Source organism: Microtetraspora glauca, assembly GCF_040656155.1.
Classification (GTDB): domain Bacteria; phylum Actinomycetota; class Actinomycetes; order Streptosporangiales; family Streptosporangiaceae; genus Microtetraspora; species Microtetraspora glauca.
In genome coordinates this window covers 1-25,776 of the sequence record NZ_JBFALK010000011.1, presented here as the reverse complement: position 1 = coordinate 25,776, position 25,776 = coordinate 1, and the positions used below count along the sequence as shown (strand labels likewise).

Genomic DNA, 25,776 nt, shown 5'->3' with positions numbered 1-25,776 from the left:
CGCGACTCAGCCCCTGGTGATCTCGACGGCGCGCAGGTCCGGCGTGCCCGAGATCGTCGAGCTCAGGCCCCGCACCTTCGCCGAGGCCATGATCACCGACGGCGCGCTGCAGATCGGCAGGTGCACGTGCTGGTCGACGGCCCGTGCGGAGAGCCGCTGGTAGACGCCGGCGCGGGTGGTGTCGTCAAGCGCCGCGAGCCCCTCGCCGGCGAGCCGGACGATCTCGGGATCCTGCGCGGCTCCGGGGTTGAACGTCCCCGTCGGCAGGTAGAGCGACGCGACGGTCCGCGCGAGGTCGACCGCTCCCGGCCAAAGCCCGACGTAGGAGTCCGCCGACTTCTGCCCGGTGAACGCGGCGATCACCTGGGCGGGCTCGGCGATCTGCAGGACGACCTTCACGCCGATCTGCTCGAACTGGCTCGCGATCGCCTCGGCGACCGTCGAGTACGGCGCGCCGTTGACCACCGTCATCGACATTGCGAACCCGTTCGGGAAGCCGGCGTCGGCGAGCTTCCGCTTCGCCGCGGTGACGTCGAAGGTGGACGCGTTCGCGCTGAGATTCGGCGCGGCGGCCCAGTAGCCACGGGGGAAGATCTGCGGGCTGACGATGCATTGCCCGCCGAGGATCGACCGGGAGATCCCCGCCCGGTCGATCGCCGCCGGGTCGTAGTTCTTGCCGGCGTCGGTGCCGAAGCTGAACCTCAGCGTGGCGGCCGGGTCGGCGGGCCCGGACGGGGCGGTCCCAATGGAACCACCCGGTCCGGCGGGGGCATTCGCCTCTCGCCCGCCGCACGCCGTGAGCAGCGCGGCGGCGGAGATCGCGGCGGCCGCCAGCCGGATTCGGGCGCCTCGGGATCTGATGCGTGGTGAGGTCGTCGGGGGCATGCGGCCTCCACGGGGGGTCGGTGCATCTGTGCGTCGGGCAGTGGTCGATCCGAGCCGGTGGGGGCGACCTGAGACGTCGGCCGCGACGGCATGGCGAAGCCTCGTGGGCGGTGTGACAGATCAGGTTCATCTGAGGGTCGTCGATCGCCACCGCCAGGCTGATCCGGTCTGCGAGCGCCTGCGCGACCCGCTGCAGCTCATCCACGTCGCGCCACCACCCCCGCGGGCGTCAGCCGCGGGCCGGCATGTGCTTCTGGAACCAATCCACGACGCGGGTGCAGAAGTCGATCAGAGCCGGGAAGGCACGGACGCCGTGGCCTTCCTGCGGGTAGATCACGAGCTGGGACTCGACCCCGTGCGCGAGCAGCGCCTGGTGGAACTCCTGGGCCTGCGTCGGGGGCGTGCAGCGGTCCAGGGCGCCGGCGATGTTCAGGCACGGGGTGCGCACCTTGCCGGCATGGGTGACGGGGCTTCTGGAGTGGAACTTGTCGCCGGGGACTTCCGGGTTCCCGTCGAGGAACAGCGCGTCGAAGTAGGGGATGTTGCTAGTGAAGTGCTGGCTGTACCAGTCCGTCACAGGCGCGACCGGTACGGCGGCGGCCCAGCGCCGGTCCTGGGTGACCAGCCACGCGGACATGTAGCCGCCGTACGACCCGCCGATGACGCCGACCCTGGCCGGGTCCACGATCCCGCGCTCGACGAGGGCGTCGATCGCCGACGTGAAGTCGGCCGTGTCCTCGCCGCCCATGTCCCCGAACACCAGCCGGGCGAAGTCCTGCCCGCGGCCGGAGCTGCCCCGCGGATTGGGGTTGAGGACGGCGTACCCCTGGGCCACCAGCAGCGGGGTACAGGGGGAGGACATCGACCACTGGCTCCGGTAGGCCCACACGGGGCCACCGTGGATGTTCACCACGAGCGGGAAGGGCCCGTCCCCGGCAGGGACGCACAGGATCCCCTCGATTCGCAGCCCGTCGGGTGCGGACCAGGTGACCGTCTCGGCCTTGCCCGCGACCGACAGCAGGTACTCGGTGCCCGGGTGCCGGATCCCCGCGAGCTCGACCCGCTCCTCGCCCAGTACCACGACCCGTTGCGGCACCGAGTAGCCCTCCTCGACGAGCACCACGCGGCCGTCGGCGGACCAGGCCGCCTCCGGGTAGCGCGTGCCGCAGCTGGTGTCCGTGCTCGACCACAGCTCGGTGATCTTCCCGGCCACCGCGTCGTACACCGCGGCGACGGTTTCCAGGCCGCGGATCCCCACGATTCCCAGGCGATCCGCGTCGATCCACTGGGTCGAGGTGACGTCCACCCCACCGGTGTAGACCCGCTGCAAGGCGGCACCGGGAGCGCTCACCAGCAGGTCACCCGCGACGACCCCGCGGTCGCTGCACACCGCCTCGACCACCGCCAGCCGTCCTCCGGAAGGCGAGGCCGCGGGGCAGCCGAGCTGCACCTGCGAGCGGGCCAGTTCGGTGACCGCCCCGTCGAGGCGCAGTCGGGAGAGCACGGCCGTGTACCAGGCGCCCTCGTCCGGAGCGGGGCTGGTGACCGCGACGACCGCGTCGGGGCCGAGCCAGACCGCCTCCCAGATGTTGAGCCCCTCCGGCGACAGCCTGGTGGTCGTACCTGCCGCGAGGTCGTGGATCCACAACGACCGCCACGACTCCTCCCTCACGCCGACTTCGACGCGCGGGTGCCAGTCCGGCAGCTGCTCCTTCGGCTTGTACGTCGTGCCGCTCCCCTGATCACTGGCCAGGTCGGCGCCGAGCCCCGCCACCCCGAGCAGCACCTTCGTGCCGTCCGGCGACCAGGAGCAGTACTCCACCGTCCCGGGCACGGCCGGGGTCGCCTCCGCCTCACCCAGCTGACCTGTGCGGAGCAGGTACAGCTGGAACCGGCCTGCCTCCGCGCGGTCCGACAGGAACGCCACCGTCGCCCCGTCCGGGGAGAAGCGCGGTTGCCGCGAGGAACCGGACGGCCCCGTCAGCGGCCGCAGGTCCGCACCGTCGACCAGGAAGCATGCCTGCCGCGGAAGGCCGGCCGGCTCGTCGTACACGAGGCCGGTCACGGCGATCCGCGACCCGTCGGCGGAGCAGGACGGCTCCAGCAGCCTGTGCGGCTGTCCCATCACCGGCTCGTGCAACCGGCGGAAGTACTCTTCGACCAGGTCCCAGGTGGCGCTGCCGCGCATGTCGCTTCCTCTCATGGGCGGGCCTTATGTGATGGGTCGGTCCATCTCTATGGACTCGGGACGGAAAACGGAGGGCGCGGGTTCTACGAGTGTCGAAGTCAGAACCAGTCCGGCAGATCCGCCCCCACCATGACCCGCAGGCCGCGGATCCGGACCGGCAGGCCAAGGACAATGCCCAGCTCCGCACCTGTGCCGCTAGAACATCTCCGGCAGCCAGGCGGGAGGGCCGGTGAAGATCCGGTCCAGCGCGTCGACCGCCTCCGGGGCGCTGATCGCGAGCCGCCCGGCGCGCAGCAGGTCACGGGCGCTCGCCCAGCCCGAGTAGAGAGCTGCCAGCTCACAGGATCCCAGCGTCACGATCGGCACATCGTCATCGGTGATTCCGGCTTCGACCGTCGCCTTGCCGTCGGACACCTTCAGCAGCCAGCGACCGGTGTTCTCCCGCAGATTCGGGTCGGTCAGGTCGAAGCAGACAGCCGCGTCGACCCATGTCGGGTACCCGCGGCCCGACAGCGCCGCGGCCACATCGACGATGCGCAGCATCCACGGGTAGCAGAACTCGACGCGCGCGACCAGGCCGCCCAGAAGGCTCAACCAGGGGTCCCGGGGCGGGCCCGACCACAGCAGGTCGCGTCCCAGGCCCTTGTGCCTCGCGAAGTGGGTCAACAGTGCGGCCGATGCCGTAGGGGTGGTCCAGACGACCTCACTCACCTCGACATCGAAGTAGTGGGGCAGGTCCTTACCAGCTGACTGCTTGCGGTACGCGACATAACCGGTGACCTGGCCGTCCTCCCACACCGCCCGGCGATAGACGGAAGTCCGGTCGGCGTCCTTTGGGTGTCGCAAGTCCCACCAGTACGGCGACCGGGCCAACAGCCCTTGTTCCGTCTCAGCGAATCGGTTGTAGCAGTCGACGATCGCCGGCAGGTCGTCGTAGGTCCAGGTCCTGACCGGGGCCTCGGACCCCTTGGTGACCGGCAGCGCCTCGAGCGGCGCGCGGTAGGTGCGATGGTCGCCGGCGATCTCCCAGCCGGCCTTCCGGTACACCGCCGGCGCGCTGGGAAAAAGGGTCGAGACCGCTACCCCGTCGGCGTACATCTCTTTGAGCATGCCGTCCATGAGCAGACTGCCCGCGCCCGAACCGCGGTAGTCGGTGCCGACGGCCACACTGTGGACGCCGGTGGCCCTCAGTTCCCGGCCGCCGAAGTATTGGCCGAGGGGCGTGGCCACCGCTGTGGCGCACACGATGCCGTCGCGTTCGAGGACGTAACGCCCCTGGAGACGAAGATCGGCGTTGTCGCCGCGGGTGCCGGAGGCGACGGTGAAAGCCTCGTGGAGGAGGACGATCATGTCGGGCACGTCGTCGGGTACGGCGGCACGTATCACATCGGTCACAGGACACTCCGAATCGTCAGCCACGCTTCCAAGGGGCGTCTTTCGGGGGCGCGGTCGATGAGCGGTTCTCGCCCCACCCGCTCGCGGACCCGTCCACCAGGGCGAAGGGACCGACCGGCCATCTGAAGCCGTCGACGACGATCTGGTCGACCTGGTCTTTGGTGGCCAGCCCTTCGTCGACCACTCGCTGGGCCTCACGCACCATGGCCGTCAGCACACGGTTGCCGACGAATCCCCAGACGAACGGGTTCTCTTTGACCACGACAGGGTTCTTGCCGCACGCCGCCGCGACCTGAACGACCGCGTCGACCGTTTCCTGGCTGGTCTGCGGCGTCACGACGAGTTCTGCCAGCGGCATGACCGGCGCCGGCGATGACCAGTGCCACCCCATCACCTTCTCCGGGCGCGTTGTCGCCCCCGCCAGCGCACAGATCGGGTGACCGGAGGTGTTCGACGTCAGGATCGCCTCGGGTGGAGCCATCTCATCCAGACGTCTGAACATCCGCGTCTTGAGACCCAGGTCTTCCGGAATGCACTCGACGACCAGATCGGCCGAATCCAGCGCCTCAGCCAGATCGGTGCCGAAGGACAGCCGCTCCTGCGCGGTTCGCGCCCGCTCGGGGGAGATCTTGTTCCGCTCCACCGCCCGGTGCAGTCCGTAGCGACCGTCCACGACGAGCTCCCGCGCGACCTTGATCTGCTCTTCGGACAGGTCGTAGCAGTAAGTGCGGTAGCCGTGGGTGGCCGTCGCCTGGGCGATGCCGCTGCCCATGATCCCGGCGCCGATCACGGCGATGCGCATCTGGCTCATGCTCGCGTCCCACTTCCGCTTGCCCCTCCACGGGGATTGACCCGACAAGCCATAAGTTCCAACTTCCAGTCCATTGTTCGGTTGAAATACAGGGGCCTGGTCGGAGTCAGACCAGTTCGTAGATCGTCGCGTTGGCCTGGCCGCCGCCTTCGCACATCGTCTGCAGGCCGTACCGCACGCCCTCCGCCCGCATGTGATGGATCAGCGTCGTCGCCAGCCGTGCCCCCGATCCGCCGAGCGGGTGGCCGAGCGCGATCGCGCCACCGTTGACGTTCAGCGCCTTCTCGTCCGCCCCGGTCTCGGCGAGCCACGCCAGCGGCAGGCACGCGAATGCCTCGCTGCACTCGAAGGCGCCGATGTCGCCGATCGAGAGCCCAGCCTTCTTCAGCGCCTTCAGCGTCGCCGGGATCGGCGCGGTCAACATCGGCATCGGCGCGTCTCCCGCGAGCACCGCGGTGTGCACCCGGACCAGCGGCGTCAGCCCCAGCGCGGCCGCCGTCTCGGACGTCGTCACCAGCACCGCCGCCGCCCCGTCGGAGATCTGCGAAGAGTTACCCGCCGTGACCCGGCCAGCCGGCCGGAACGCCGGCTTGAGCCCCGCCAGTCCCTCCAGCGTGCCGCCTCGGCGTACGCCTTCATCCGCCGACACCACGGTGCCGTCCGGCAACGTCACCGGCGCGATCTCGGCGTCGAACCGGCCGGTGTCCTGCGCCGCCGCCGCCTTCTCGTGCGACGCGAGCGAGTACTCGTCGAGCCGCTGACGCGACAGGTCCCACCGCTCCGCCATGATCTCGGCACCCTCACCCTGGTTCGGCATGGTGTCGCCGTACCGCGCGCGGTAGTCGGAACCCAGGGGGAACCCGCCGGCGAAGGACGAACCCATCGGCACCCGTGACATCGACTCCACGCCACCGGCCACCACCAGGTCATAGTGACCCGCGATGACCCCGGCGGCGGCGAAGTGGATCGCCTGCTGTGACGAGCCGCACTGCCGGTCGACCGTGACCCCGGGGACCGCCTCCGGCCAGCCCGCCGACAGGGCGGCGGTCCGCGCGATGTTGAACGCCTGATCACCGATCTGCCCGACGCAGCCCCAGATCACATCGTCAACATGTGCGGGATCCACGCCGGCGCGCGCAACCAGGGCCCGCAGGACGTGCGCCGAGAGATCCGCCGGGTGAACCCCCGACAAGACACCGTTGCGACGTCCCACCGGGGTCCGTACCGCTTCCACGATCACCGCGTCCCGCATGGCTCACCATCCGCCTGACTTCGTTGGGATTGACCATCTCGTAACGCCAGTACTATAACGCTATTACCACAATGACGCTACTGCACCGTGGGCGGAGGGTCGATGGCGCCGCCCGATCGACCGGAGGAAGTGTGACGACAACGACCGCACTCGAAGGTGCCACTGCTGTGACGTACGGGCAGCGGTTGGCGATGCTGGCCGCGTCGGCTCCTGACAAGCCGGCGCTGATCGTGGCGCACCAGGCCGGTGGAGAGACCGTGATCGGCTTCGGTGAGCTCGAGCGGCGCAGCAACCAGGCCGCACGCAGGCTGGCGCGGGCAGGGGTCGGTCCGGACAGTGTTGTACTGGTCGCCCTTCCCAACGGGATCGCGCATGCGGTCGCGTCGTTCGCCACCTGGAAGCTCGGCGCGTGCGTACTGACGATGAACTCCACCCTTCCCGAACACGAGCGTCAGCTGACCTTGGCGGCGGCCAGGGAATCCGGACGGGAACTGTTCGTCGTCGGAGACACCCAGGCGTGGGCACTGCCGGGAATCAGCCGGACCGAGCTGATGAACGCCGAGCAGTACAGCGCCGACGCTCTGCCGGTCGTCGTGCCCCGCCCCGGTACGGCGCTGGCCACCGGTGGTTCCTCTGGACGGCCGAAGATCCTCGTCAACCCCACGCCCATGGTCGCCGTACCACTCGAACCCGGCGAGCGGGACATCTTCGGACGGGAACCGCACGGCACGGCCCTGGTGGCCAGCCCGATGTACCACGCGATGCCTTTCCTGCAGACCTACCAGAATCTGTTCCACGACTGCACGGTGGTGTTGCTGGAACGATTCGACGCGCGGCTGGCAATGGAGATGATCGAGCGCCATCGGATCACCTGGATGGTGATGGTGCCCACCCAGATGCAGCGCTTCCTTCGGGTACCCGATCTCGACTCCCGGGATTTCAGCAGCGTGAAAACCCTCTACCACGCAGGCGCGGTATGCCCCCAATGGGTCAAGCGGCGTTGGCTGGAACTCCTGGGACCCGACCGTGTAGTGGAGGCGTTCGGCTCATCGGAAAGTGCCGGCGGCACGTTCATCTGGGGTCAGGACTGGCTCGCGCACCCCGGCAGCGTCGGCAGAGGCGGCGAACTGACGGAAGTGCGCATCCTTGACGACGAAGGTGCTCCGGTGGCTCCCGGCGAGATCGGCAACATCTACCTCCGCTGGCTTCGCCCGCCGGCCGGCTTCACACAGAACCCCGATGACAACTACACCTACTGGGGAGCAGAGCCGGCCACGGCCACCAGCGACGGCGCGGTATGCGTCGGCGACCTCGGCTGGCTCGACGAAGACGGATACCTGTTCATCGCGGACCGCCGCGTGGATTTGATCATCACCGGCGGCCAGAACGTCTACCCCGCCGAAGTCGAGGTGGCGCTCAGCGAACATCCCGGAGTCCTCGACGTCGTCGTCATCGGCCTGCCCGACGAAGCATGGGGCCGGCGCGTGCACGCCATCGTCGTCGCCGACCCCGAGCGGCCACCGAGCGAAGAACAACTCCGCCGGCACTGCAGGGACCGCATGGCCCACTACAAAACCCCCAAGACGTTCGAGTACGTCGACGTCCTGCCCCGCGACGACCTCGGCAAGATCCGGCGCAGGCAACTCGCCGGCGAACGCCTGACCAATGGCTCCTGATCACCCTTGCGGAGGAGTCGCTGCTTGCCTGCTCGGGCTCGCCGGTCTGAGGCCGTCGGCCCACGAAATCGCGGCCGTCTCTCGTGGCTACCCGGAGGCCCGGGCGGCGGCAGACGTCCTGTTCACCATCGCGACGGACGCGGACGAGATCTCCGGATCGGTGTTCCGAGCCGACCCGTTCAGTACCGCCGATGAGTAGAGGGACGGATGCGTCGCCGCGCACGCTCACTGAGCTCGCCGAGGGCGTTCAGGCTGGTGACATCACCAGCCTGAACCTCGTCCGGGAGGCGTTCGAACGAGCGGATCGGGTGGACGCGGATCTTCACGCGCTCAAGTCCAGGCTGACCGAACACGCGGAACGCGCGGCGGCCGACGTCGATGAACGGCAGGCCGCCGGCCTCGACATCGGCCCGCTCGGCGGTGTCCCCGTGGCCGTCAAGGACATCTTCAAGCTCGCCGACGCGCACACGACAGCCGGGAGCGAGATTCTCGACTGGCCTCCGGACGGGACCGATGCCGTGGTCGTCGAGCGGCTGCGGAACGCGGGGGCGATCATGCTCGCCACGACGACGACGATGGAGTTCGCCGTCGGCCCGCCTGACGAGGAGCGGGCGCCGGTGCCGCGCAATCCCTGGAACCTGGAGCGATACACGGGAGGCTCCAGCTCCGGGTCGGCCTCCGCCATCGCCGCGGGGATCGTGCCGGCGGCACTCGGTACCGACACGGCGGGAAGCATTCGAGCTCCCGCCGCCTATTGCGCGGTCACCGGGCTGAAACCCACGTATGGACTCGTGCCGAAGTCCGGCTGTGTGCCGCTCGCGCACAGCCTGGACACGGTCGGACCCATGGCGAGGTCCGCGCGTGACTGTGCGCTGATGCTCGGGGTCATCGCCGGACACCACCCGTCTGATCCGACCTCCGTCCGCCGTCGCGTACCTGACTATGCGCGCCACCTCGATGGAGACCTGTCCGGCTTGACCGTGGGGGTGGATCGGCTCTTCCGCGTGGCAGGTGACCAAGAGGATCCGGCTCTGCCGGAGGTCCTGCGTGACGGCATCGAGGTGATGCGAGGCCGGGGCGCGCGCGTCGTCGACATCGAGCTCCCGTACTACGACGAGCTCGCCACCGCGCTCATCGTCGTCCTGCTGTGTGAGGCGTTCGCCTACCACCGGCCCGACCTCCAACGGCGGTGGCGGGACTACGGCGCCACCACGCGTCTTGTCCTCGCTTGTGGAACGCGATACACCGGCGCCGACTATGTGCAGGCGCAGCGGGTCCGCCGCTTCGGGCGAAAGGCCCTGGCCAGGTTGTTCGCCGAGGTGGACGTGGTGCTCACTCCGACCGCGGTCACAGGCGCGGTCTCGCTGCGGTACATCGCGGAGATGGACCCGACCCACGGCATCAGATCGGCTTACACGCCGTACTGGAGTGCCGTCGGCAATCCCGCCGCTTCGATGCCCGCGGGATTCGACGGTGATGGTCTGCCGCTGGGGCTGCAGATCGCCGGCCGGCCGTTCGGCGACGCCGTGGTGCTGAAGGTCGTCGACGCCTTCCAACGCGACACGGACTGGCATCTGCGCGTTCCCGAGGGGCGTTGACCGGCTCGATCAGCCGGTCTTCACGTGGATCGCGGTGAAAAGGGTCTCCATGACCCGGTCAGCATGACCGGATCATGGAGACCCTCTCTGCGTCTCCGCGCCGGAACGTCGGAACCGATCGTCCAGTGGCGAACGCGCGTCGTGGCGTCAGCCGTGGGACGCGACGAGTACGCCTCGCTGGTACACGGCGCGAATCCGCTGGGTCAGGTCGGCGAATTGGAGGGGGTCTCCGTCCACCACCACCAGGTCCGCCTGCTTGCCCGGCTCGATGGTGCCGACTTCCGCGTCGAGCCCGAGAAGCCGCGCGGCCGTGCTCGTGCTCGCCTTCAGCACGTCTGCCGCGGGCATGCCGGCCGCGGCCATCAACTCCAACTCCTCAAGGTTCCTGCCATGCGGGAAGCCGACCCCGTCGGTGCCCATCGCGATCCGAACGCCGGCCTCGACCGCGAGTTTGAAGGAGCGCTGATGGTGGGCGATGACCTCGTGCACCTTCTGCCGCGAGGAGTCGGTGATCGCGACTCCGTTGCTGGTGGCCTCGATGACGCTGCGCGGCGCGAGCAGGGTCGGCACGAGATACGTGCCGTGCTTGAGCATCAGGTCGACCGCTTCCTCATCGAGGTAGATCCCGTGCTCGATGGACCGCACACCCGCTTCGACCGCGTTCTTGATGCCCTGTGTTCCCTGGGCGTGTGCCATCACCGGAATTCCCGCCGCGCGCGCTTCGATCACCGCCACCTCGATCTCCTCTGGCAGCAGCTTGGAATGGCGGGGATCGTCCCCAGGGGACAGGACTCCCCCGGAGGTCGCGATCTTGATCTGGTCCGCACCCGCACGCGCCAGCTCGCGCACCCGTCGCCGCATCTCCTCGACGCCGTCCACAACGCTGCTGCCAATACCGGGTACCGTTCCGGTTCCGAGCGAGGCCATGCACTGGCCCGAGGGCATCCAGCCGTCGCTGTGCCCGCCTGTCTGGCTCAACATCTGGATCGCGATCAGCAGCCGCGGACCCGGAATTCGCCCATCGGCGACGGCCTGCTTCACGGCCGGATCGGCGCCGCCCGCGTCCCGGGCGGTGGTGATGCCGATCGAAATCAGTTTGGCGAGATTGTCGGCGGCTATGTAGTGGCCGTACCCGTACGGCTGTTGCATGAGGGTCATCAGGTCGATCGTTTCCAGGGTCACATGCACATGGCAGTCGATGAACCCCGGAAGCAGTGTCCGGCCGGCCACGCTGACCTCGACGTCACCGTCCAGCCCCTGACCCACCTCGACGATCCGGCCATCCTGAACGGCGACATCGGCGGGACTCGGCGCGGCACCGGTCCCGTCGAAGACGTCGCCACCGGTGAAGACGGTACGGACGGATGTGCTCACGCGCTGTTCCTCTCGATGTGGGGGACCGTTTCGGTGACCTCGGCCTCCTTGCCGAGCACGTACCTGCTCATCCAGTCGAGCAGTGCGTCGTTCTGCGCTCGGCGGTGCCCGATCGGGCCGATGACGGAGCCACCGTGGCTGGAGCCGGGGAAGCGCAGCATCTCGGCCGGAACGCCGGCGATCCGCAGCGCGGTGTAGAACTGCTCGGTCTGCTCGGCCGGGCAGCGGTAGTCGTTCTCGTGCTGCAGGAACAACGTCGGCGTCGTGCAGTTCTTGGCGTAGGTGATCGGCGAACAGCGTGCGTAGGTTTCGAGCAGCTCGAACGGGGTGTCACCGAGTTCGGAGACGCCCATCCAGGCGCCGACGTCGCTCGTGCCGAAGAAGCTGATCCAGTTGAACAGCGGGTTCTCCGGGCAGGCCGCCTTGAACCGGTCCGTGTGCCCGATGACCCAGCCGGTCAGGTTGGCGCCACCGGAGATCCCGCAGACGCCGAGCCTGTCCGCGTCGGCCAGGCCCAGCTCGATGGCGTGGTCCACACCCGCCATCAGGTCCGCGTAGTCGAGGTTGCCCCAGTCACCGTGGATCGCGGTGGCGAAGTCGTCCCCGTAACCGGTCGAGGCGCGGTGGTTCACCTGCAGCACGCCGAACCCGGCTCCGTTGAACATGAGCGAGTCGAACCCGAAGTTGTAACCCCAGGCCGCGTGCGGACCGCCATGGATCGCCAACACGGTGGGCGCCGGAAGCTGGGCGTCGGCCGGGCAGAGGAACCAGCCCTCCACTTCCGCGTCGTCCTTGCTGCGGAACGACAGCCGATGAACGGTCGGCAGCGCGAGCTCGGACAGCAGCGCATGGTTGGTCCGGGTGAGCCGCCGCTCGTTCTGGCCGTCGGCGTCGGCGACGTACAGGTCGCCCGGCTCGGTGAAGCCGAAGGCGGCGAACACCACGTTGCCGCCGGCCGCTCCGACGGCGGTGCAGACCCGATCGCCGGTCACGATGACCTGGTGCCGCTCGGGACCGGAAAGCTGGATCCGTACGAGCGATACGGCGCCGCGGGCCTGCACTTGCAGCAGCGCCGCCGTACCGTCCTCGGTCGGCACGATGCCGCCGACGACGCCGGCGACGAAGCCGGCGGATGGGCTGTCGGTCTGCATCAGGCCGCCGAGGTGACCTGCGATGTCGGCGCCCCGCTTCTCACGCTGCCCGGTGGCCGGATCGACGATGTAGAGCGACGGGCGGACGCCCGGCTTGGTGTGCGCCTCATAACCGGTCAGGTAGACGACCTTGCCGTCGGCGGTCACGGTGTGCGTGAAGACGACGACCTCGTCATCCGTACCGGTGACATCGCTGACCTCACCGCCGAGGGTGACCCGGTGCAGGCGGGAGTCCGGCTTGGTGGAATCCGGGTTGTGCCCGGCGACGAAGACGATGGCCTGTCCGTCCGGGGTCCACTTCGGAGCGCTGCTCATCCATCCGTCCGAGGTGAGCCGCTGGGGTTCGGCGTCCGTGGTGAGGTCGAGAACGTAGATGTCCTGAAGCGCGTCATCGACCAGGCCGATCCCGTCTTGCCGCCATACGGTGCGGGTCACGCGATACGGGGCGCTCGGGTCCCGAGACGTGCCGGCCGGCCCGGCGGTGAAAGCGATCTTGCTCCCGTCCGGGGAGAACACCGCACCGCTGCCCACCCCCTGGGAGAGGTTCGTGATCTGCCGGGCCTCGCCGCCGGCGACCGGCAGCAACCACAGCTGCGGCGTGCCGCCTCGGGTGGACATGAACGCGATGTGTGTGCCGTCCGGCGAGAAGGCCGGGGCCGTGTTCACACAATCGCTGTGAGTGAGTCGTACCGATGTGCCGTTTGCCACGTCAAGCAAATGGAGGTCGACGTGTTCGGTATTGGTCTCCGTATCCACTCGGGTTAACGCATAGACGGAACGGCTGCCATCCGACGACAGGTCGGCGCCGCGTAGAAACCGCAGGCGAAACAGGTCTTCGGGGGTGACCTGACGCGTCATGGACCCTCCAGTAGTGGGCTATAATGAAGTTATAATAGTGTCGTTACGGAACTAATCAAGGGGTGCCGCCAAATGAGCGATGCGACTTCGACCCGATGGCCGGCAAGGTCCGCGGCCAAGGCCGCCACGCGCGCCGCCCTGATCGAGGCGGTACGCGAGATCGCGAAGGAACGCGGCTATCTGGCCACCTCCGTGGAGGCGGTGGCCGAGAGGGCCGGCGTCACGACGGGATCGATCTACTCGATCTTCGGCGGCAAGCGCCAACTGTTCGCCCAGGCATTCGACGAGATAAACCGGATCCCCCGGTTGACCGACGCGGCCCCCCTGGGCACGCCGATGATCCAGGCACTCGAGGCCTTCGGCCTGCACTGGGCCGACATGACGAACCAGCCGACCACGAAGACGGCCCTCGACCTGTCCATGGAGTTGCGGCTGACGGCACGCGGGGACAGCGCCATCGAGGCGGACTCGCAGCGTCGCTACGGCGCGCAGATGCAGGAGCTCGCCGACGAGCTGACCAGATACGCCGCGGCGGCCGGCGAGTCGTTGCCGATCCCGGCTATCGACCTGGCAAGGATGCTGGCCGCGACCCTCGGCGGCTTCGCGCTCGCCCGGGTGCAGACCGGCGAACCCCGGGGCGAGCTCTTCGGTTATGCCGCAGCCTGTCTATGGACCGGCCGGTTCGACGCGACCGGCGACAGCTGAGCAACCCCCAGCACCCCGATGCCGCCCGTCATCGGCCCAGCACACAGCCCGGCGTGCCGGACCGGTCAGAACGCGCCGGGTCCCGTCCCGCACCACTCGTGCATTCTTCATCCGGCGCTCACCACGCCGGCGGTCACGAGCGCGCCGATCTGGTCGTCGGTCAGTCCGAGCTCCTTGGCGATCTCGCGTGTGTGCTCCCCGGGGTAGGAAGGGGGTCCCGACACCGACAGGGGCGTGCGCGACAACCGCGGGGCGGGCGCCGGCTGCGCGATGCCGTCCAGCTCGACGTAGGTGCCGCGCGCGACGAGATGAGGGTGCCGCGCGCGCTCCTGCCAGTCGAGGACCGGCTGCACGCAGGCGTCGGTGCCACCGAGCAGGGAGGCCCACTCGTCCCGGGTGCGGGTGCGCCACAGTGCCGCCCACTCGTGTTTGTGGGCCGGCCACTCGGCCGGTGGCGGCTGGACGAAGCGGTCGTCGTCGCCCTCGCGGAAGCCGGTGATCCGCACCATCTCCGCGAAGAAGTGCGGCTCCAGTGGGCCTACGGCGACCCACTTGCCGTCGGCGCACTCGTAGACGTCGTAGTAGGGAGCGGCGGAGTCGAACGCGTTCGCTCCCCGGCGCGTCGGGTCCCATAGGCCCATCTCGGACAGCGCGGTGATCATCATCGTGAGGACGCTGACACCGTCGACCATCGCCGCGTCGACGACCTGGCCGACCCCGCTGGCTCGTGCCTCGATGAGCGCCGCGAGGGTGCCCATGACGAGGAAGAGTGAACCACCGGCGTAGTCGGCGACCAGGTTGAGAGGGGCCACCGGCGCCTCGTCGGCGCGCCCGATCCCCCACAGCGCTCCGGTGAGAGCCAGGTAGCCGATGTCATGGCCGGCCACCTGCGACAACGGGCCTTCCTGACCCCACCCGGTCATCCGCGAGTAGACCAGCCGGGGGTTGCGGGCGGCGCAGTCCTCGGGCCCGAGGCCCAGCCGCTCGGCCACACCGGGCCGGTACCCCTCGACGAGTACGTCCGCGCGTTCGATCAGGTCCAGGACGAGGCCGCGGCCGTCAGGGTTCTTGAGGTCCACCGCGATTGAACGCTTACCCCGGTTGACGACGTCCTTGCGGTAGCCCTGCTGGAACTGCGGGCCGCCGGGCACGATGCGGTCGACGCGGATGACGTCGGCGCCGAGGTCGGCCAGCAGCATGGTCGCGAACGGTCCGGGACCGATGCCGGCGAGTTCCACGACGACGGTTCCGGCGAGAGGTCCTGAGGTCGTCGGGCTCGGCTCACGCATCGGCGTCAACCGTGAAGATCGGCAGGGGTGGCGCGTCGGTGCGGTGGCGCCAGCCGATTCGTACCCGATCGCCGATTCGCGCGGTGTCTCCGGCAACGTTTGTCAGCATTCTTGGTCCTTCATCCAGTTCAACGATGGCTGCGATGTACGGCGGCTCCAGGCCGGGCCTCGCGGAGATCCTCACCGTCGTGCAGGAGTAGATGGTTCCCAATCCGCTCGCGGGTACGGACTCCAGCGAGGTCGACTCGCAACCGAGGCACAGCGGGCGCGGATAGTGTTGCCACCGGCCGCAGTCGGCGCATCGCTGCAGGACGAGGACTCCGTTGCGTGCCCCGTCCCAGAACGCCCGGGACAGCGGATCACCGTAGTAGAGATCAGTCACGACCGAGCACCACCGTCGAAGAAGTGGACAGGAACCCGCCGACACCGTGCGCCACGGCGATCTCGGCGTCGGCGACCTGGCGGTCGTTCGCCTCGCCGCGCAACTGACGCACCGCCTCCACGAGAAGAAGAACGCCGAGCGCGCCCGGGTGGTTGTACGACAGGCCGCCTCCGGAGGTCATCGCCGGAAGGTCACCGCCCGGTTCGAGCCGGCCGTTCTCGACGAATGGACCGCCCTCGCCTCGCTCGCAGAACCCGAGGTCCTCCAGCGCCTTGATGACGGTGATGGTGAACGAGTCGTACGGTTGGAGGACGTCGACGTCCGCGGGGACGATCCCGGCCATCCGGAACGCGGCCTCACCCGACTTCACGCCGGCGCTGACGGTGAGATCGGGCATCTGGTCGATGTGCCAGTGGGTATGGCTCTGCCCGACCCCGAGGACGCGCACCGCGGGCTTGGCGGCATCGCGCGCCCGCTCGGGTGTCGTGACAACGACGGCTCCTCCTCCGTCGGTCACCAGGCAGCAGTCCAGCGTGTGCAACGGGTCGGACAGCAGCGGTGATTCGAGCACGTCGGAGACGGTCAACGGCGTTCTGATCCACGCCTTCGGGTTCAGCGCCGCCCACTTGCGCGCCGCCACGGCGACCTGCGCGAGTTGCTCTGATGTGGTGCCGTACTGGGCCATGTGGCGGGCCGCGATGAGCGCATAGTGCCCAATGGGCGCGGGCAGCCCGTAGGGGTGCTCGAACTGCGCGGTGAGCGAGGCCGCGTCGGCTACGGGAGGGCGGCGGTTACGCCGGCTTCTCTGCCGCGACGCGTACGCGATCAGCGCGACCTCGCACTCTCCCGCCGCGACCGCCAGCATGGCGTGATGGACGAACGCCTCGAAGGCGGCTCCGCCCAGATCGCTGGAGTCGGCGACCCGCGGCTCGATTCCGAGATACTCGCCGACTTGGACCGTGCCCTCCTCGCCCATGTAGTTGACGAACAGGCCGTCCACGTCCGCGATGGTCATTCCGGCCTCTCCGAGCGCCTCTTTGGCGGCCAGCGCGACCATCGATAGCTCGGTCTGGTCGAGCACCTTGCCGAGCGGCGTTTCGGCGACGCCCGCGATATAGGCCGGGCGTGCTTTGAGCCCTGTCATTGTGTCCCTTCGTGTTTCCATGGGTGCGGCGTGCCCGGATTCCCCGTCTTCCTGGCGTCGGCCGGTCTGGGCTCACCCGGGTACCGGGGTGTCCTGCGCCGCGATCGTTCGGGTCGCCTGGGACGCGTAGTGACACGCGGCATCGCTCGCGGACGTTGCGATCGTTCCGGGGTCGTGCTCGATGCAGTCTGTCCGCTCCGGATTCGTCTGCGGCCCGACCGGACAGCGGGGATGGAAGCGGCATCCGGCGGGCGGGTGCCGTGGGTCCGGGGGCTCGGACTGAATCGGAAGTCGCAACGGCGCGCCGACTTTGAGGCGAGGCACGGAGTCGACGAGCGCGCGTGTGTAGGGGTGGCGCGACTGTACGAGGACTTCCTCCGAGTCGCCCGCCTCCACGATTCTGCCGAGATACATGACGGCGACCTGGTCACTGATGTGCCGGGTCACCGCGAGGTTGTGTGAAATGAACACGATCGAGAGCGCCAGCTCCTTCTGCAGATCACCGAGGAGGCGGAGGATGCCGGCCTGGACTCCGACGTCGAGTGCGGACGTGATCTCGTCCGCGATCAGAACGCTCGGCCTGGCGGCGAGGGCGCGCGCGATGGACGCGCGCTGGAGCTGCCCACCCGACAGTTCGTGCGGGTAGCGCCGGGCCACGCCGGTGTCGAGAGCTACGAGTTCGAGCAGCTCGGCCGGGGTGCGCGCCGTCCCGCTCGCCGATTCCCTTACCGGCGAGGCGAGCACTTCGGCGATGGAGGCGCCGATGGTGGATCGCGGGTTGAAGGCCGACGACGGATCCTGGGTGATGAACTGGACGTGACGGCGAACCCGGGCTTCCGCTGGGCGTGACCAGCTACTGAACTCGGCGTCGGCGACGACCAGGCGCTGAAAGCTGCCGTGGGTGAGCCCGACGAGCGCGCGGGCGACCGTCGACTTGCCGCTTCCGGACTCGCCGACGAGTCCGAGGGTGCCACCGGATGGGACCGCGAGGCTGACTCCGTCGACCGCGCGGACGGCGCGCGCTCCCCGGCCGTACTGAACGCGCAGGTCGGTTACTTCCAGTGCTGTCATACCAACTGCTCCTTGTTGGCCATATTCCAGCAGGCGACCTCGCCGGCCGCGCCCTGCATGAGCGGCGGAATCTCGTCCGCGCAGCGCTCGGAGGCGATGGGGCAGCGGGCCAGGTAGCTGCACCCGCCCGGCCTGTTCCGGCCGTCGGCCGACTGTGCGACGCCACCGGGTTCGGCCGGCGCCTCGCTTTCCGCGGAGTGGTCGAGCGTGATGACCGACGCGAGCAGCGCCCGGGTGTAGGGGTGTTGCGGCCGGTGTACGACGTCGGCTGTGTCGCCGTACTCGACGATGGCTCCGGCGTACATTACGGCGACCTTGGCACACATCTGGGCGATCACCGACATGTCGTGGCTGATGAGCAGGACCGAGGCTCCGCTTCGAACGTTGACGTCGCGAAGCACACTGAGTACCTGCGCCTGTACCGTGACGTCGAGCGCTGTGGTGGGTTCGTCGGCGACGATCAGCGCCGGTTCGGTCATCAGGCCCATCGCGATCATAACTCTCTGCCGCTGACCGCCGGACAGTTGATTGGCGAAGTCGCGAAGCCGACTCGCGGGCGCCGGTATACGGACGTCTGTGAGCCGCTCGACCGCGCGTTCGACGGCTTCGCGGCGGCCGGCGCCGCCGGCGCGAACCGCCTCGGTCATCTGCGTGCCGAGCCGCATGGCCGGGTTCAACGACGTCGCCGGGTCCTGGAAGACCATGGCGAGTCGCTGCCCGATCCGCCGCGACCTGAGACCCGCGGGAGTCCCGGCATGTCCGAGGAAGCGGCAACGCTCCGTGGTGACCCGCGCGTTGGCGGGCGCCAGGCCGGCGATGGCCAGGGCGGTCATGCTCTTCCCGGATCCGGATTCGCCGACCAGGCCGAGCACCTCTCCCTTGCGTATCCGCAGGTCGATGCCGCGTACGGGCACCACTTCGCCGGCGGGGGTGTCGAACGCGACGCGGAGGCCCCGGACGTCGAGCACCAGGTCGTCGGGCGTTGGGTCATCGGGTGTCGGTTCGGCGGCTGCCTGCGCGTTCTGTGCGTCGTCGCCTGCCGTGCGGCGTCGCGCCCCGGTGAGTCTGGGGTTGGCGGCCCGGGCCGACGCCTCGCCGACGAGAGCCAGGCCGATACCGGTAACGACGATCATGGCTGCCGGACCCAGGGCCGCAGCCGGCTGCACGTACAGCAGCGTGAAGCCGTTGACGAGCAGGACTCCCCAGTCGTAGCTGGGCGGTTGGACGCCGATGCCCAGAAAGGAGAGCGCGGACACGGCGACGAGCGCTGAGCCGATGGCGTAGAAGAACGTCAACAACAGCGGTTCAGCGATGTTCGCGAGAAGATAGCGGGAGAGGAGGGTTCGAGTCGGCACACCGAGGGTTCGCGCGATCCGGAAGTATTCCTTGCGCGATTCGGCAAGCGCCAGATTGCTCGACAGCCGCGCGAGCGGCGGTGCGAAGGCGATGCCGATTGCCACGATTGTGCTCGTCGTGCCGCCTCCGAACATCGCGACGAAGACGATCGCGAGAAGAATCACCGGGAAACTCAACGAAACGTCGACCGCGGCCAGACACACGCGTCGAAGCTGGGCGGGCAGAACGGCGATCACGATTCCGACGACATAGCCGAGGATCGCTCCCACCACCGCCGCGCCGACGGCCAGGAGCAGCGACAGACGTGTAGCGACCATGGTGCGCGCGAAGACGTCACGGCCCAACCCGTCGGTCCCGAACAGATGATCTCGGGACACTCCGAGATTGAGGTTGGTCACATTCTCTGCCTGCGCCGCGTCGTGCCACAGAAGCGGCCCGACGACGGCAAGGGCGATGATCAGGAGGAGGGTCAGCGCCCCGATCGCTCCGCTGGGTGTCCGGACAAGGGCGTGCAGGTATTTGTTGCGCATCAGTTCTCCCGCAACGCGCCGGGGTCGACGATCGCGAGCAGGACGTCGACGAGGGTGTTCACGATCACGACAGTGGCACCGAGGAGCAGCACCCCCGCCTGCACGACCGGGTAGTCACGGTTCACGACCGCGCTGGTCAGCGCGGATCCCATGCCCGGCCAGTTGAAGACCTGCTCGACGACGACCGTGCCCCCCACGAGCGAGGCGAAGGAGACGCCGGCGAGGGTCACGCCACCGTAGGCGGCGTTCGGCATCACGTGCCGGACGTAGATCCGCCAACTGGTCAGCCGCTTCGCTCGTGCGGTTCGGACATAGTTCTGCGAGAGGACGTCGAGGGCCTCGGCGCGCACTACTCGCGACAGGAACCCGATGCCTGGGATGGCCACCGCCAACGTGGGTAACGTCAAGCTCGACAGACCGTTGTCCCCCGCGACCGGAAACCATTTGAGGTAGAGACCGAAGACCACCGCGAACAGTGCGGCCAGCACGAAGTCGGGGACAGCGCTGAGCGCACCCATGCTGGTGCCGTACGTGGCGTCCAGTCTGGGCCGTCGCCCGTCGCGGGTGAGAACAGCCATGAGGGTGCCGACCCCGAAGCCCACGATGAGCAGCACCATCGTGGCCGCCGCCGCGAGCTCCACTGTCTTTGGGAAGCGCTCGGCGATCAGTTCCCGTACCGGCACTCCCTGGCTGAACGACTCGCCGAAGTCCAGGTGCAGGGCGTTCCTGCAGTACGACCACAACTGCTCGAACTGCGACCTGTCCAGCCCGAGGCGATGCCGGGTGAGCTCAACGGCTTCCGGCGTGGCCTGCAGGCCCAGGATCCGCCGAGCCGGGTCGCCGGGCATCAGCCGAACCATCAAGAAAGTGCCGACGAGCAGCAGCGCGCAAACGACAACGAGCCGTGCGACGCGGGAGAGCAGGAAAACCAGCCACGGGTGACGCGCCTTGATGTCGCTCCACCCCGCCCGACTCGACAGTTGCTGAGTCGGGCGGGAGACGACGGCTGCCTCTTCAGCCACGGGCCGCTCCAAACGATGTCCGTTGCCCAGTTGCCTTCATCTCCGGTCAGCCCTTGGTACGGCGGATCGCGAGAGTGCTCGGCAGGCCGTTGATCTGCAGAGTGACTTTCGGGGACGTGTAGATGGACGTGACCGGCACCTGCCATGGCAGCAGGTCGTAATTGCGGAGCAGCTTCGTCTGGACGGTTGCCCAGAGCTTGTCCGCCTCGGCCCCGACCGAGGCCGCCGCCTTGTCGGCCAGCGCGGACAGTTCGGCGTCGCCGTTGCGAATGAAGTTCGTGCCGGCCGGCGGGAGCGCGCCGACGTAGAACGACATCACGCCAGTCGGCGCCTCGATGGAGTTGTCGATCGGAAAGATCGTGATGTCGTAGTTTCCGCTCGACAGGTCGGCGAGCCACCCGTTGTCGTCGGTGACGGAGAGCTTGACGTCAACGCCGATGTTCTTGAGCTGCGAGGCGAGATATTCGTTCGCGTTCCCCCACCCGGCACCGATGACGCGCACCTGCAGGACCTTGCCATCCTTGGTCCAATGCCCGCCCGACTCGGTCCATCCGGCTGCCGACAGCGTGGCCTTCGCCGCGTCCGGCGAGAACTGGGGCACGAGCTCCTTGGTGCTTGCGTCGTACCCCGGCATGTTCGGCGGCAGGACGCTCGTCCCCAGCTCGACGTCGGAAGCCGTGGCACCGAGGTAGGCGAGAAGCAGGGCCCTCCGGTCGATCGCCTGGAACAGTGCGTGTCGCACCTCCGGGTCCGCTGTCACGTGACCGGCCGCCTCGTTACCGACCACGGACCACTGTCCCTGGGTGGCGACGACGGTCTTGGCGATGGACTTGTTGCTCTGGACGCGCTGTGCGTCGACGCCGCCGAGCCCGGAGACGTCGATGGTGCCGGCGAGCAGCTCGTTCGCCGCGGTGGCATCACTGTTGATGACCTTCAGGACGATGGTCTCCGGCACGCCTGGCGCTCCCGACGTCATGCCGCTGGGTCCCCAGGTGTAGTCGTCCCGCAACTTGAGTGTGTAGGAGAGTCCCGGCTTGCTGTCCGCGAGCTCATAGGGACCTGAGCCCTCCGCGCCCGATGCCAGCTTCGCTCTGTCCTTGAGCCCGGCTGGGCACACCAGTGGCACCATCTTGAGACCGGCGAGCAGCGCGCCGAACGGCTCGGCCGCGGTGATGGTCAGGGTGGAGCCGGCGTCGTCTGCGGTGAAGGTCAAAGGTGCCTTCCCCAGCCAGCGCGTCGCGTAGGGGGAGCCGGTCTTAGGGTCCGTGTAGGCCTTGAGAGACGCGGCGATATCGGTCGGAGTGAATGCGGAGCCGTCTCGGCATTTGACGTCGGACCGCAGTTGGAACTTGATCGACGAGGGAGTGACCTCCCAGGACTTGGCGACCACGCCGATGTAGGCCTTGGTCTTCGGGTTGTACTGCACCAGCGTGTCGTACGTCGCGTAGGTGATCGGGGTGGTCGTGCCGGTCACGGTCTTGAATGGATCGAGCGAATCGGGTGCGCCTGCCATTCGGTAGGTGACGGTGCCGCCGGGCGCCGCGAGCTCGGATCCACCGCCCTTCGTTGCGTTGCTTGTCGACTCGCCCGAACAGGCCGCGCCGGCCAGAGTGACGACAGCGGCCGCAGCAGCCAGTCGAAGCGGGGATTTCACCGACATAGACATGCCTCTCATGCGATCTCCCCAGGAAGTGAACCTTAACGATCGTTAGAAGTCAATGGACCTCGAATAGCAGGTGAACGCGATCTACCAGGTGAGTTGTTGACTCTTGACCGAGCTGTGCTAGGTGCGCCATCATGCACCGTCTTAACGATCGTTAAGCAACGCCGCTAGAACAACGAAGGGTGGATTCCGCGATGACACGTCTCAAGGGGCGAACCGCGATCGTGACCGGCGCCGGGCGGGGTCTCGGCCGCGCGCACGCGTTAGAACTCGCCGGACAGGGGGCGAACGTTGTCGTGAACGACCTCGGCGGAGACGTACACGGCGCCGGAGCGGATCCGACACCGGCACAGGAGGTCGCCCAGCGGATTCGAGACCTCGGCGGACAAGCCGTGGCCAGTGGCCATGACATATCGGACTGGTCTCAAGCGGCCGATCTGATTCAGATGGCCGTCGAGTCCTTCGGTGACCTCGACATTCTGGTCAACAATGCCGGGATCATCCGCGACCGGTCACTCGCCAATATGACCGAAGCCGACTGGGACGACGTGATCCGCGTTCACCTCAAAGGACACGCCGCACCGACCCGACACGCGGTGGCCTACTGGCGGCAACGGGCCAAGGCCGGGAACCCGGCCGACGCCTCCGTCGTCATGACGAGCTCCGTGGCCGGGCTCGCCGGCAGTTTCGGGCAGGCCAACTACGCCACCGCGAAATTGGGTGTGCTCGCGCTCTCACGAGTTGTCGCCCTGGAAGCCCAGCAGTACGGCGTTCGATCGAATGTCGTTTCCCCGGGCGGACGGACACGGATCACGGAGCCGGACGCGATGCGGACCGCACCTGATGACGCCGCTTCAGGCTTCGATCAGATGGACCCGGCGAATGTCTCCCCGCTCGTCGCCTGGCTCGCCGATCATCGGTGCCGGGCGAACGGCCAGGTTTTCCACATCACAGGCGAACATCTGATCATCTCCTCGCTGCCCACGATCGTCCACGAACTGTGGAGCCGCGGCCGTTGGACGCTGGAGAAGTTGGACGATGAACTGCCCTCACGGTTGGTCGCGCCACTGGACCTGGACGCGTGGCTTCCATCGTCGTGAGGCGGCAGGGCATACGCTGACGGAGTCAGCCTTTGGCGCTCGCCACCATCGCGAGCGCCAGGTCGCCGTACATCCGCGCGACCGAATCCTTCGTCAGGGGGCCATCGGGCTGAACCCACATCACATTGTCGGCCATCCCGAGGATGGCGAACGATACCGCCGTCGGATCGACGATCCGGAACACGCCTTTGGCCATCCCGGACGTGATGATTTGTTTGAGATCCGTCACGTGCTGGTGCATCAGGGACCGGACCTCGCGTCGCTGCGGCGGGGGAAGCGACTCGACCAGAACTCCCATGCTGACCGCGGAGTTTCCGCGAAGCTCGCGAACATAAGGCTGAGCGAGCACGCATTGAACGTGGGTTTCGACGAACTTCGGCAACTGTCTCTCGGGCGGTTCGGCGAGAGTGGCCTGCTGGCAGCGGGCGATCTGGTCCACCATGGGCATACGTAAGCACTCGAACAGCAGATCGGCCTTCGACCCGAAGTGATAATAGAGCGCCGGCCCCGAGACGCCGAGCTCGGCGCATATCGCGTCGACGCTGGTCCCGGCGAACCCGTTGAGCCGGAACATCACCCCGGCTCGTTCCACCAGTTGCGCGCGCAGATCGCTCGAGATCACCCGCGGATCCGACCCACCGACTGCGCGCCTGCCCATTCCGATCCCTTTCGATCTCGATACGCACCCTACGTACCGAGGTCGAGCATACGTCGCGTCAACCCTGCGAGGTCGCGCCGCCACTGCTGCGGTGATCGACGAACCTGGACCGCGCCGGTGCACCACCTGGCACTGACCCCTCCCAGCGTGCGTCGTCCCGGGTGTCCTGGTGCTCGCCGCCGACATTGCGCCTGCCGATAATGTCATCCGCCCAGGTCATGGCCTTGGGCCATGGCGTTGCCTGACGTGCGTGATCTCCGGCCATCAGGGAGAGGACGCGAGTGCGGCATGATATTCGGCCGTGCTCTTTCGCCTGGCCTGTCTCGCTGTCACAAACGCGTTCGCCGCGCTGCGGCTGTTGCCGTTGGGAGATCGTGACAAGGATGTCGAGATTCTCGCCCTGCGTCACCAGGTCAGCGTACCCAGGTGCGACCCATCCGGCTGCGCGCCGACTGCCGAGAGCGAGCTGGTCAGGCCGGGCGGCGACACCGCTGGACGACCAGGGTGACCCCGGCGACCAGGAGCGACACCGCCGGTCCGATCAGCAGGGCTGTGGGCCCGCCGCTCGGGACGAACCGCCCGCCGAGATAGCCGAGCCCGATGGTGCACGTGACGAAGATGATCTCGGAGAGGCAGGCGGCGAGCAGGAACCTGCGGAACGGCAGGTCGACGATCCCTGCGGTGATCGCGCCCATCCCCCTTCCTCCTGGGACGAAGCGGACGCCGATCACGGACGGAACGCCGTACTGCTGGATGCGGTCCGTCATCCACGCCAGCGTCGAGCGGCGCCTCGGGCTGCGCGACAGCCATATGGTGGCACGTCCGCTCCACTTCCTGCCCACACCGTAGACGGCCAGGTCGCCTAGGACCGTCCCGGCCAGGGTGATCGTGGCCAGCAGCGGGAGATTGAGGCTGCCCGTGGCGGCGAGCGCGCCCGCGCCTGCCAGCAGAGCGGAGTTCGGGATCATCGGGGGAACGGTGACGAGAAGGAGGAGCGCGTAGAGGTGAAGTGCGCTTTCCATGCCGCCCAGGCTCCCAATCCCGTTCGTGCGGCGGCAATGGCCGCGAGCCAGGCCCAGGGGAATCTCCGAGATCACCCTTAGGGGTCCGCTCCACCCGTGCCGACCAAGGTGCTCTGTGTGAATCAGCGCTACCAGGTCGTGACGAGAGAGTTCACGCTGATCTGCGCCGTGTACGACGAAGAGGTCTGGATCTTGATCTTGCGGGCCAACACCTGAGGTCGCCTTCGGCGGCGACAGCGGAACCCCTGATCCCTGGGCCGTTGTCGATGCCGCGTCGCACCGTAGGGGGATGCCGGTACGAAACGTGTCAGGGCATTGCTATCAGGTGGCGGGGCAGGAGGTTCCCTTGGCGGGGACCTTGCCGTTCACCATGTAGTCCTCGACGACACGGGTGATGCAGGGGCCGCCGGCCGGGTAGGCGCCGTGCAGGTCGCCTCCGTAGGTGACCAGCACGCCGTTGGTGAGCTGCCTGGTCAGGCTCGCCGCCTCCTTGGTCGGTGCGGCCGTGTCCTTCTCCGAGCTGATCACCACGATCGGGGCCGGGCCGGTGTGCCTGACCGTGCGGCCTTCGGGGTCGACGGGCACCGGCCACTGCGCGCAGGAGGGGATCAGGAAGGCGGTCGTCGGGCTGAGCTGACCGAAGATC

Annotated in this window: 22 protein-coding genes; 4 read left to right on the top strand and 18 right to left on the bottom strand. The window is 68.2% G+C overall.

Going from position 1 to position 25,776, the window contains the following annotated elements:
- Positions 1 to 6: 6 nt before the first annotated feature.
- The 5 genes from AB0I59_RS20440 to AB0I59_RS20420 form a co-directional block, all read right to left on the bottom strand.
- Positions 7 to 885, bottom strand: coding sequence for an ABC transporter substrate-binding protein (locus tag AB0I59_RS20440; RefSeq protein WP_358134884.1), 879 nt, complete (start codon positions 883 to 885; stop codon positions 7 to 9).
- Positions 886 to 1,114: 229 nt separating this feature from the next.
- Complete coding sequence (locus tag AB0I59_RS20435) at positions 1,115 to 3,088, bottom strand: S9 family peptidase (protein WP_358134881.1); 1,974 nt, start codon at positions 3,086 to 3,088, stop codon at positions 1,115 to 1,117.
- Between the two features lie 180 nt (positions 3,089 to 3,268).
- Positions 3,269 to 4,468: a GNAT family N-acetyltransferase gene (locus AB0I59_RS20430; protein WP_358134879.1), complete on the bottom strand. Its 1,200-nt coding sequence runs from the start codon at positions 4,466 to 4,468 to the stop codon at positions 3,269 to 3,271.
- A gap of 16 nt (positions 4,469 to 4,484) precedes the next feature.
- Positions 4,485 to 5,279 carry a 3-hydroxyacyl-CoA dehydrogenase family protein gene (locus tag AB0I59_RS20425; RefSeq protein WP_358134876.1) on the bottom strand — a complete coding sequence of 265 codons (795 nt, stop codon included), beginning with the start codon at positions 5,277 to 5,279 and terminating at the stop codon, positions 4,485 to 4,487.
- 106 nt (positions 5,280 to 5,385) lie between these two features.
- The gene (locus AB0I59_RS20420; protein WP_358134873.1) at positions 5,386 to 6,531 is read right to left on the bottom strand and encodes a thiolase family protein; all 1,146 of its coding nucleotides are present in this window, start codon (positions 6,529 to 6,531) and stop codon (positions 5,386 to 5,388) included.
- A 191-nt stretch (positions 6,532 to 6,722) separates the two neighbouring features.
- Between AB0I59_RS20420 and AB0I59_RS20415 the strand changes: the two genes are divergently transcribed.
- Together AB0I59_RS20415 and AB0I59_RS20410 are read left to right on the top strand one after the other, a co-directional pair.
- Entirely contained in the window at positions 6,723 to 8,207 is a 1,485-nt protein-coding gene (locus AB0I59_RS20415; protein ID WP_358135303.1) for a class I adenylate-forming enzyme family protein, read from the top strand.
- Between the two features lie 191 nt (positions 8,208 to 8,398).
- Entirely contained in the window at positions 8,399 to 9,805 is a 1,407-nt protein-coding gene (locus tag AB0I59_RS20410) for an amidase (protein ID WP_358134870.1), read from the top strand.
- A 147-nt stretch (positions 9,806 to 9,952) separates the two neighbouring features.
- On the opposite strand, the gene AB0I59_RS20405 is transcribed toward AB0I59_RS20410, so the two are convergent.
- Both AB0I59_RS20405 and AB0I59_RS20400 read right to left on the bottom strand, forming a co-directional pair.
- Entirely contained in the window at positions 9,953 to 11,035 is a 1,083-nt protein-coding gene (locus tag AB0I59_RS20405; protein WP_435831030.1) for a metal-dependent hydrolase family protein, read from the bottom strand.
- A gap of 140 nt (positions 11,036 to 11,175) precedes the next feature.
- A complete protein-coding gene (locus tag AB0I59_RS20400) occupies positions 11,176 to 12,996 on the bottom strand; it encodes a S9 family peptidase (RefSeq protein ID WP_061259794.1) in 1,821 nt (606 codons plus the stop codon).
- Between the two features lie 264 nt (positions 12,997 to 13,260).
- Here AB0I59_RS20400 and AB0I59_RS20395 point away from each other — a divergent pair, with 264 nt between their 5' ends.
- The gene (locus AB0I59_RS20395; RefSeq protein WP_061259795.1) at positions 13,261 to 13,893 is read left to right on the top strand and encodes a TetR/AcrR family transcriptional regulator; all 633 of its coding nucleotides are present in this window, start codon (positions 13,261 to 13,263) and stop codon (positions 13,891 to 13,893) included.
- Positions 13,894 to 14,000: 107 nt separating this feature from the next.
- On the opposite strand, the gene AB0I59_RS20390 is transcribed toward AB0I59_RS20395, so the two are convergent.
- From AB0I59_RS20390 to AB0I59_RS20360, 7 genes are all read right to left on the bottom strand, one after another.
- The gene (locus AB0I59_RS20390; protein WP_061259796.1) at positions 14,001 to 15,182 is read right to left on the bottom strand and encodes a CaiB/BaiF CoA transferase family protein; all 1,182 of its coding nucleotides are present in this window, start codon (positions 15,180 to 15,182) and stop codon (positions 14,001 to 14,003) included.
- The gene (locus AB0I59_RS20385) at positions 15,175 to 15,564 is read right to left on the bottom strand and encodes a Zn-ribbon domain-containing OB-fold protein (RefSeq protein WP_061259797.1); all 390 of its coding nucleotides are present in this window, start codon (positions 15,562 to 15,564) and stop codon (positions 15,175 to 15,177) included. The genes AB0I59_RS20390 and AB0I59_RS20385 overlap by 8 nt, the downstream gene beginning before the upstream one ends.
- Entirely contained in the window at positions 15,557 to 16,708 is a 1,152-nt protein-coding gene (locus tag AB0I59_RS20380; RefSeq protein ID WP_061259798.1) for an acetyl-CoA acetyltransferase, read from the bottom strand. Before AB0I59_RS20380 ends, AB0I59_RS20385 begins: the two co-directional genes overlap by 8 nt.
- Before the next feature lie 72 nt (positions 16,709 to 16,780).
- Positions 16,781 to 17,779 (bottom strand): ABC transporter ATP-binding protein, encoded by a 999-nt coding sequence (locus AB0I59_RS20375; RefSeq protein ID WP_061259799.1) that lies wholly within the window; start codon positions 17,777 to 17,779, stop codon positions 16,781 to 16,783.
- A complete protein-coding gene (locus AB0I59_RS20370) occupies positions 17,776 to 19,665 on the bottom strand; it encodes a dipeptide/oligopeptide/nickel ABC transporter permease/ATP-binding protein (RefSeq protein ID WP_358134861.1) in 1,890 nt (629 codons plus the stop codon). Before AB0I59_RS20370 ends, AB0I59_RS20375 begins: the two co-directional genes overlap by 4 nt.
- Complete coding sequence (locus AB0I59_RS20365) at positions 19,665 to 20,687, bottom strand: ABC transporter permease (RefSeq protein WP_061259801.1); 1,023 nt, start codon at positions 20,685 to 20,687, stop codon at positions 19,665 to 19,667. The genes AB0I59_RS20370 and AB0I59_RS20365 overlap by 1 nt, the downstream gene beginning before the upstream one ends.
- Before the next feature lie 46 nt (positions 20,688 to 20,733).
- A complete protein-coding gene (locus AB0I59_RS20360) occupies positions 20,734 to 22,161 on the bottom strand; it encodes an ABC transporter substrate-binding protein (RefSeq protein ID WP_358134858.1) in 1,428 nt (475 codons plus the stop codon).
- A gap of 371 nt (positions 22,162 to 22,532) precedes the next feature.
- Here AB0I59_RS20360 and AB0I59_RS20355 point away from each other — a divergent pair, with 371 nt between their 5' ends.
- Complete coding sequence (locus tag AB0I59_RS20355) at positions 22,533 to 23,450, top strand: SDR family NAD(P)-dependent oxidoreductase (RefSeq protein WP_358134855.1); 918 nt, start codon at positions 22,533 to 22,535, stop codon at positions 23,448 to 23,450.
- A gap of 25 nt (positions 23,451 to 23,475) precedes the next feature.
- On the opposite strand, the gene AB0I59_RS20350 is transcribed toward AB0I59_RS20355, so the two are convergent.
- The 4 genes from AB0I59_RS20350 to AB0I59_RS20335 all read right to left on the bottom strand — a co-directional run.
- The gene (locus AB0I59_RS20350; RefSeq protein ID WP_061259804.1) at positions 23,476 to 24,072 is read right to left on the bottom strand and encodes a TetR/AcrR family transcriptional regulator; all 597 of its coding nucleotides are present in this window, start codon (positions 24,070 to 24,072) and stop codon (positions 23,476 to 23,478) included.
- A gap of 94 nt (positions 24,073 to 24,166) precedes the next feature.
- The gene (locus AB0I59_RS20345) at positions 24,167 to 24,517 is read right to left on the bottom strand and encodes a hypothetical protein (RefSeq protein WP_358134851.1); all 351 of its coding nucleotides are present in this window, start codon (positions 24,515 to 24,517) and stop codon (positions 24,167 to 24,169) included.
- A gap of 61 nt (positions 24,518 to 24,578) precedes the next feature.
- Positions 24,579 to 25,130, bottom strand: a complete 552-nt coding sequence (locus AB0I59_RS20340) for a DedA family protein (protein ID WP_358134848.1) — start codon at positions 25,128 to 25,130, stop codon at positions 24,579 to 24,581.
- A 321-nt stretch (positions 25,131 to 25,451) separates the two neighbouring features.
- On the bottom strand, positions 25,452 to 25,776 hold a 325-nt coding region (locus AB0I59_RS20335), incomplete at its 5' end, for an alpha/beta hydrolase (RefSeq protein WP_358134845.1).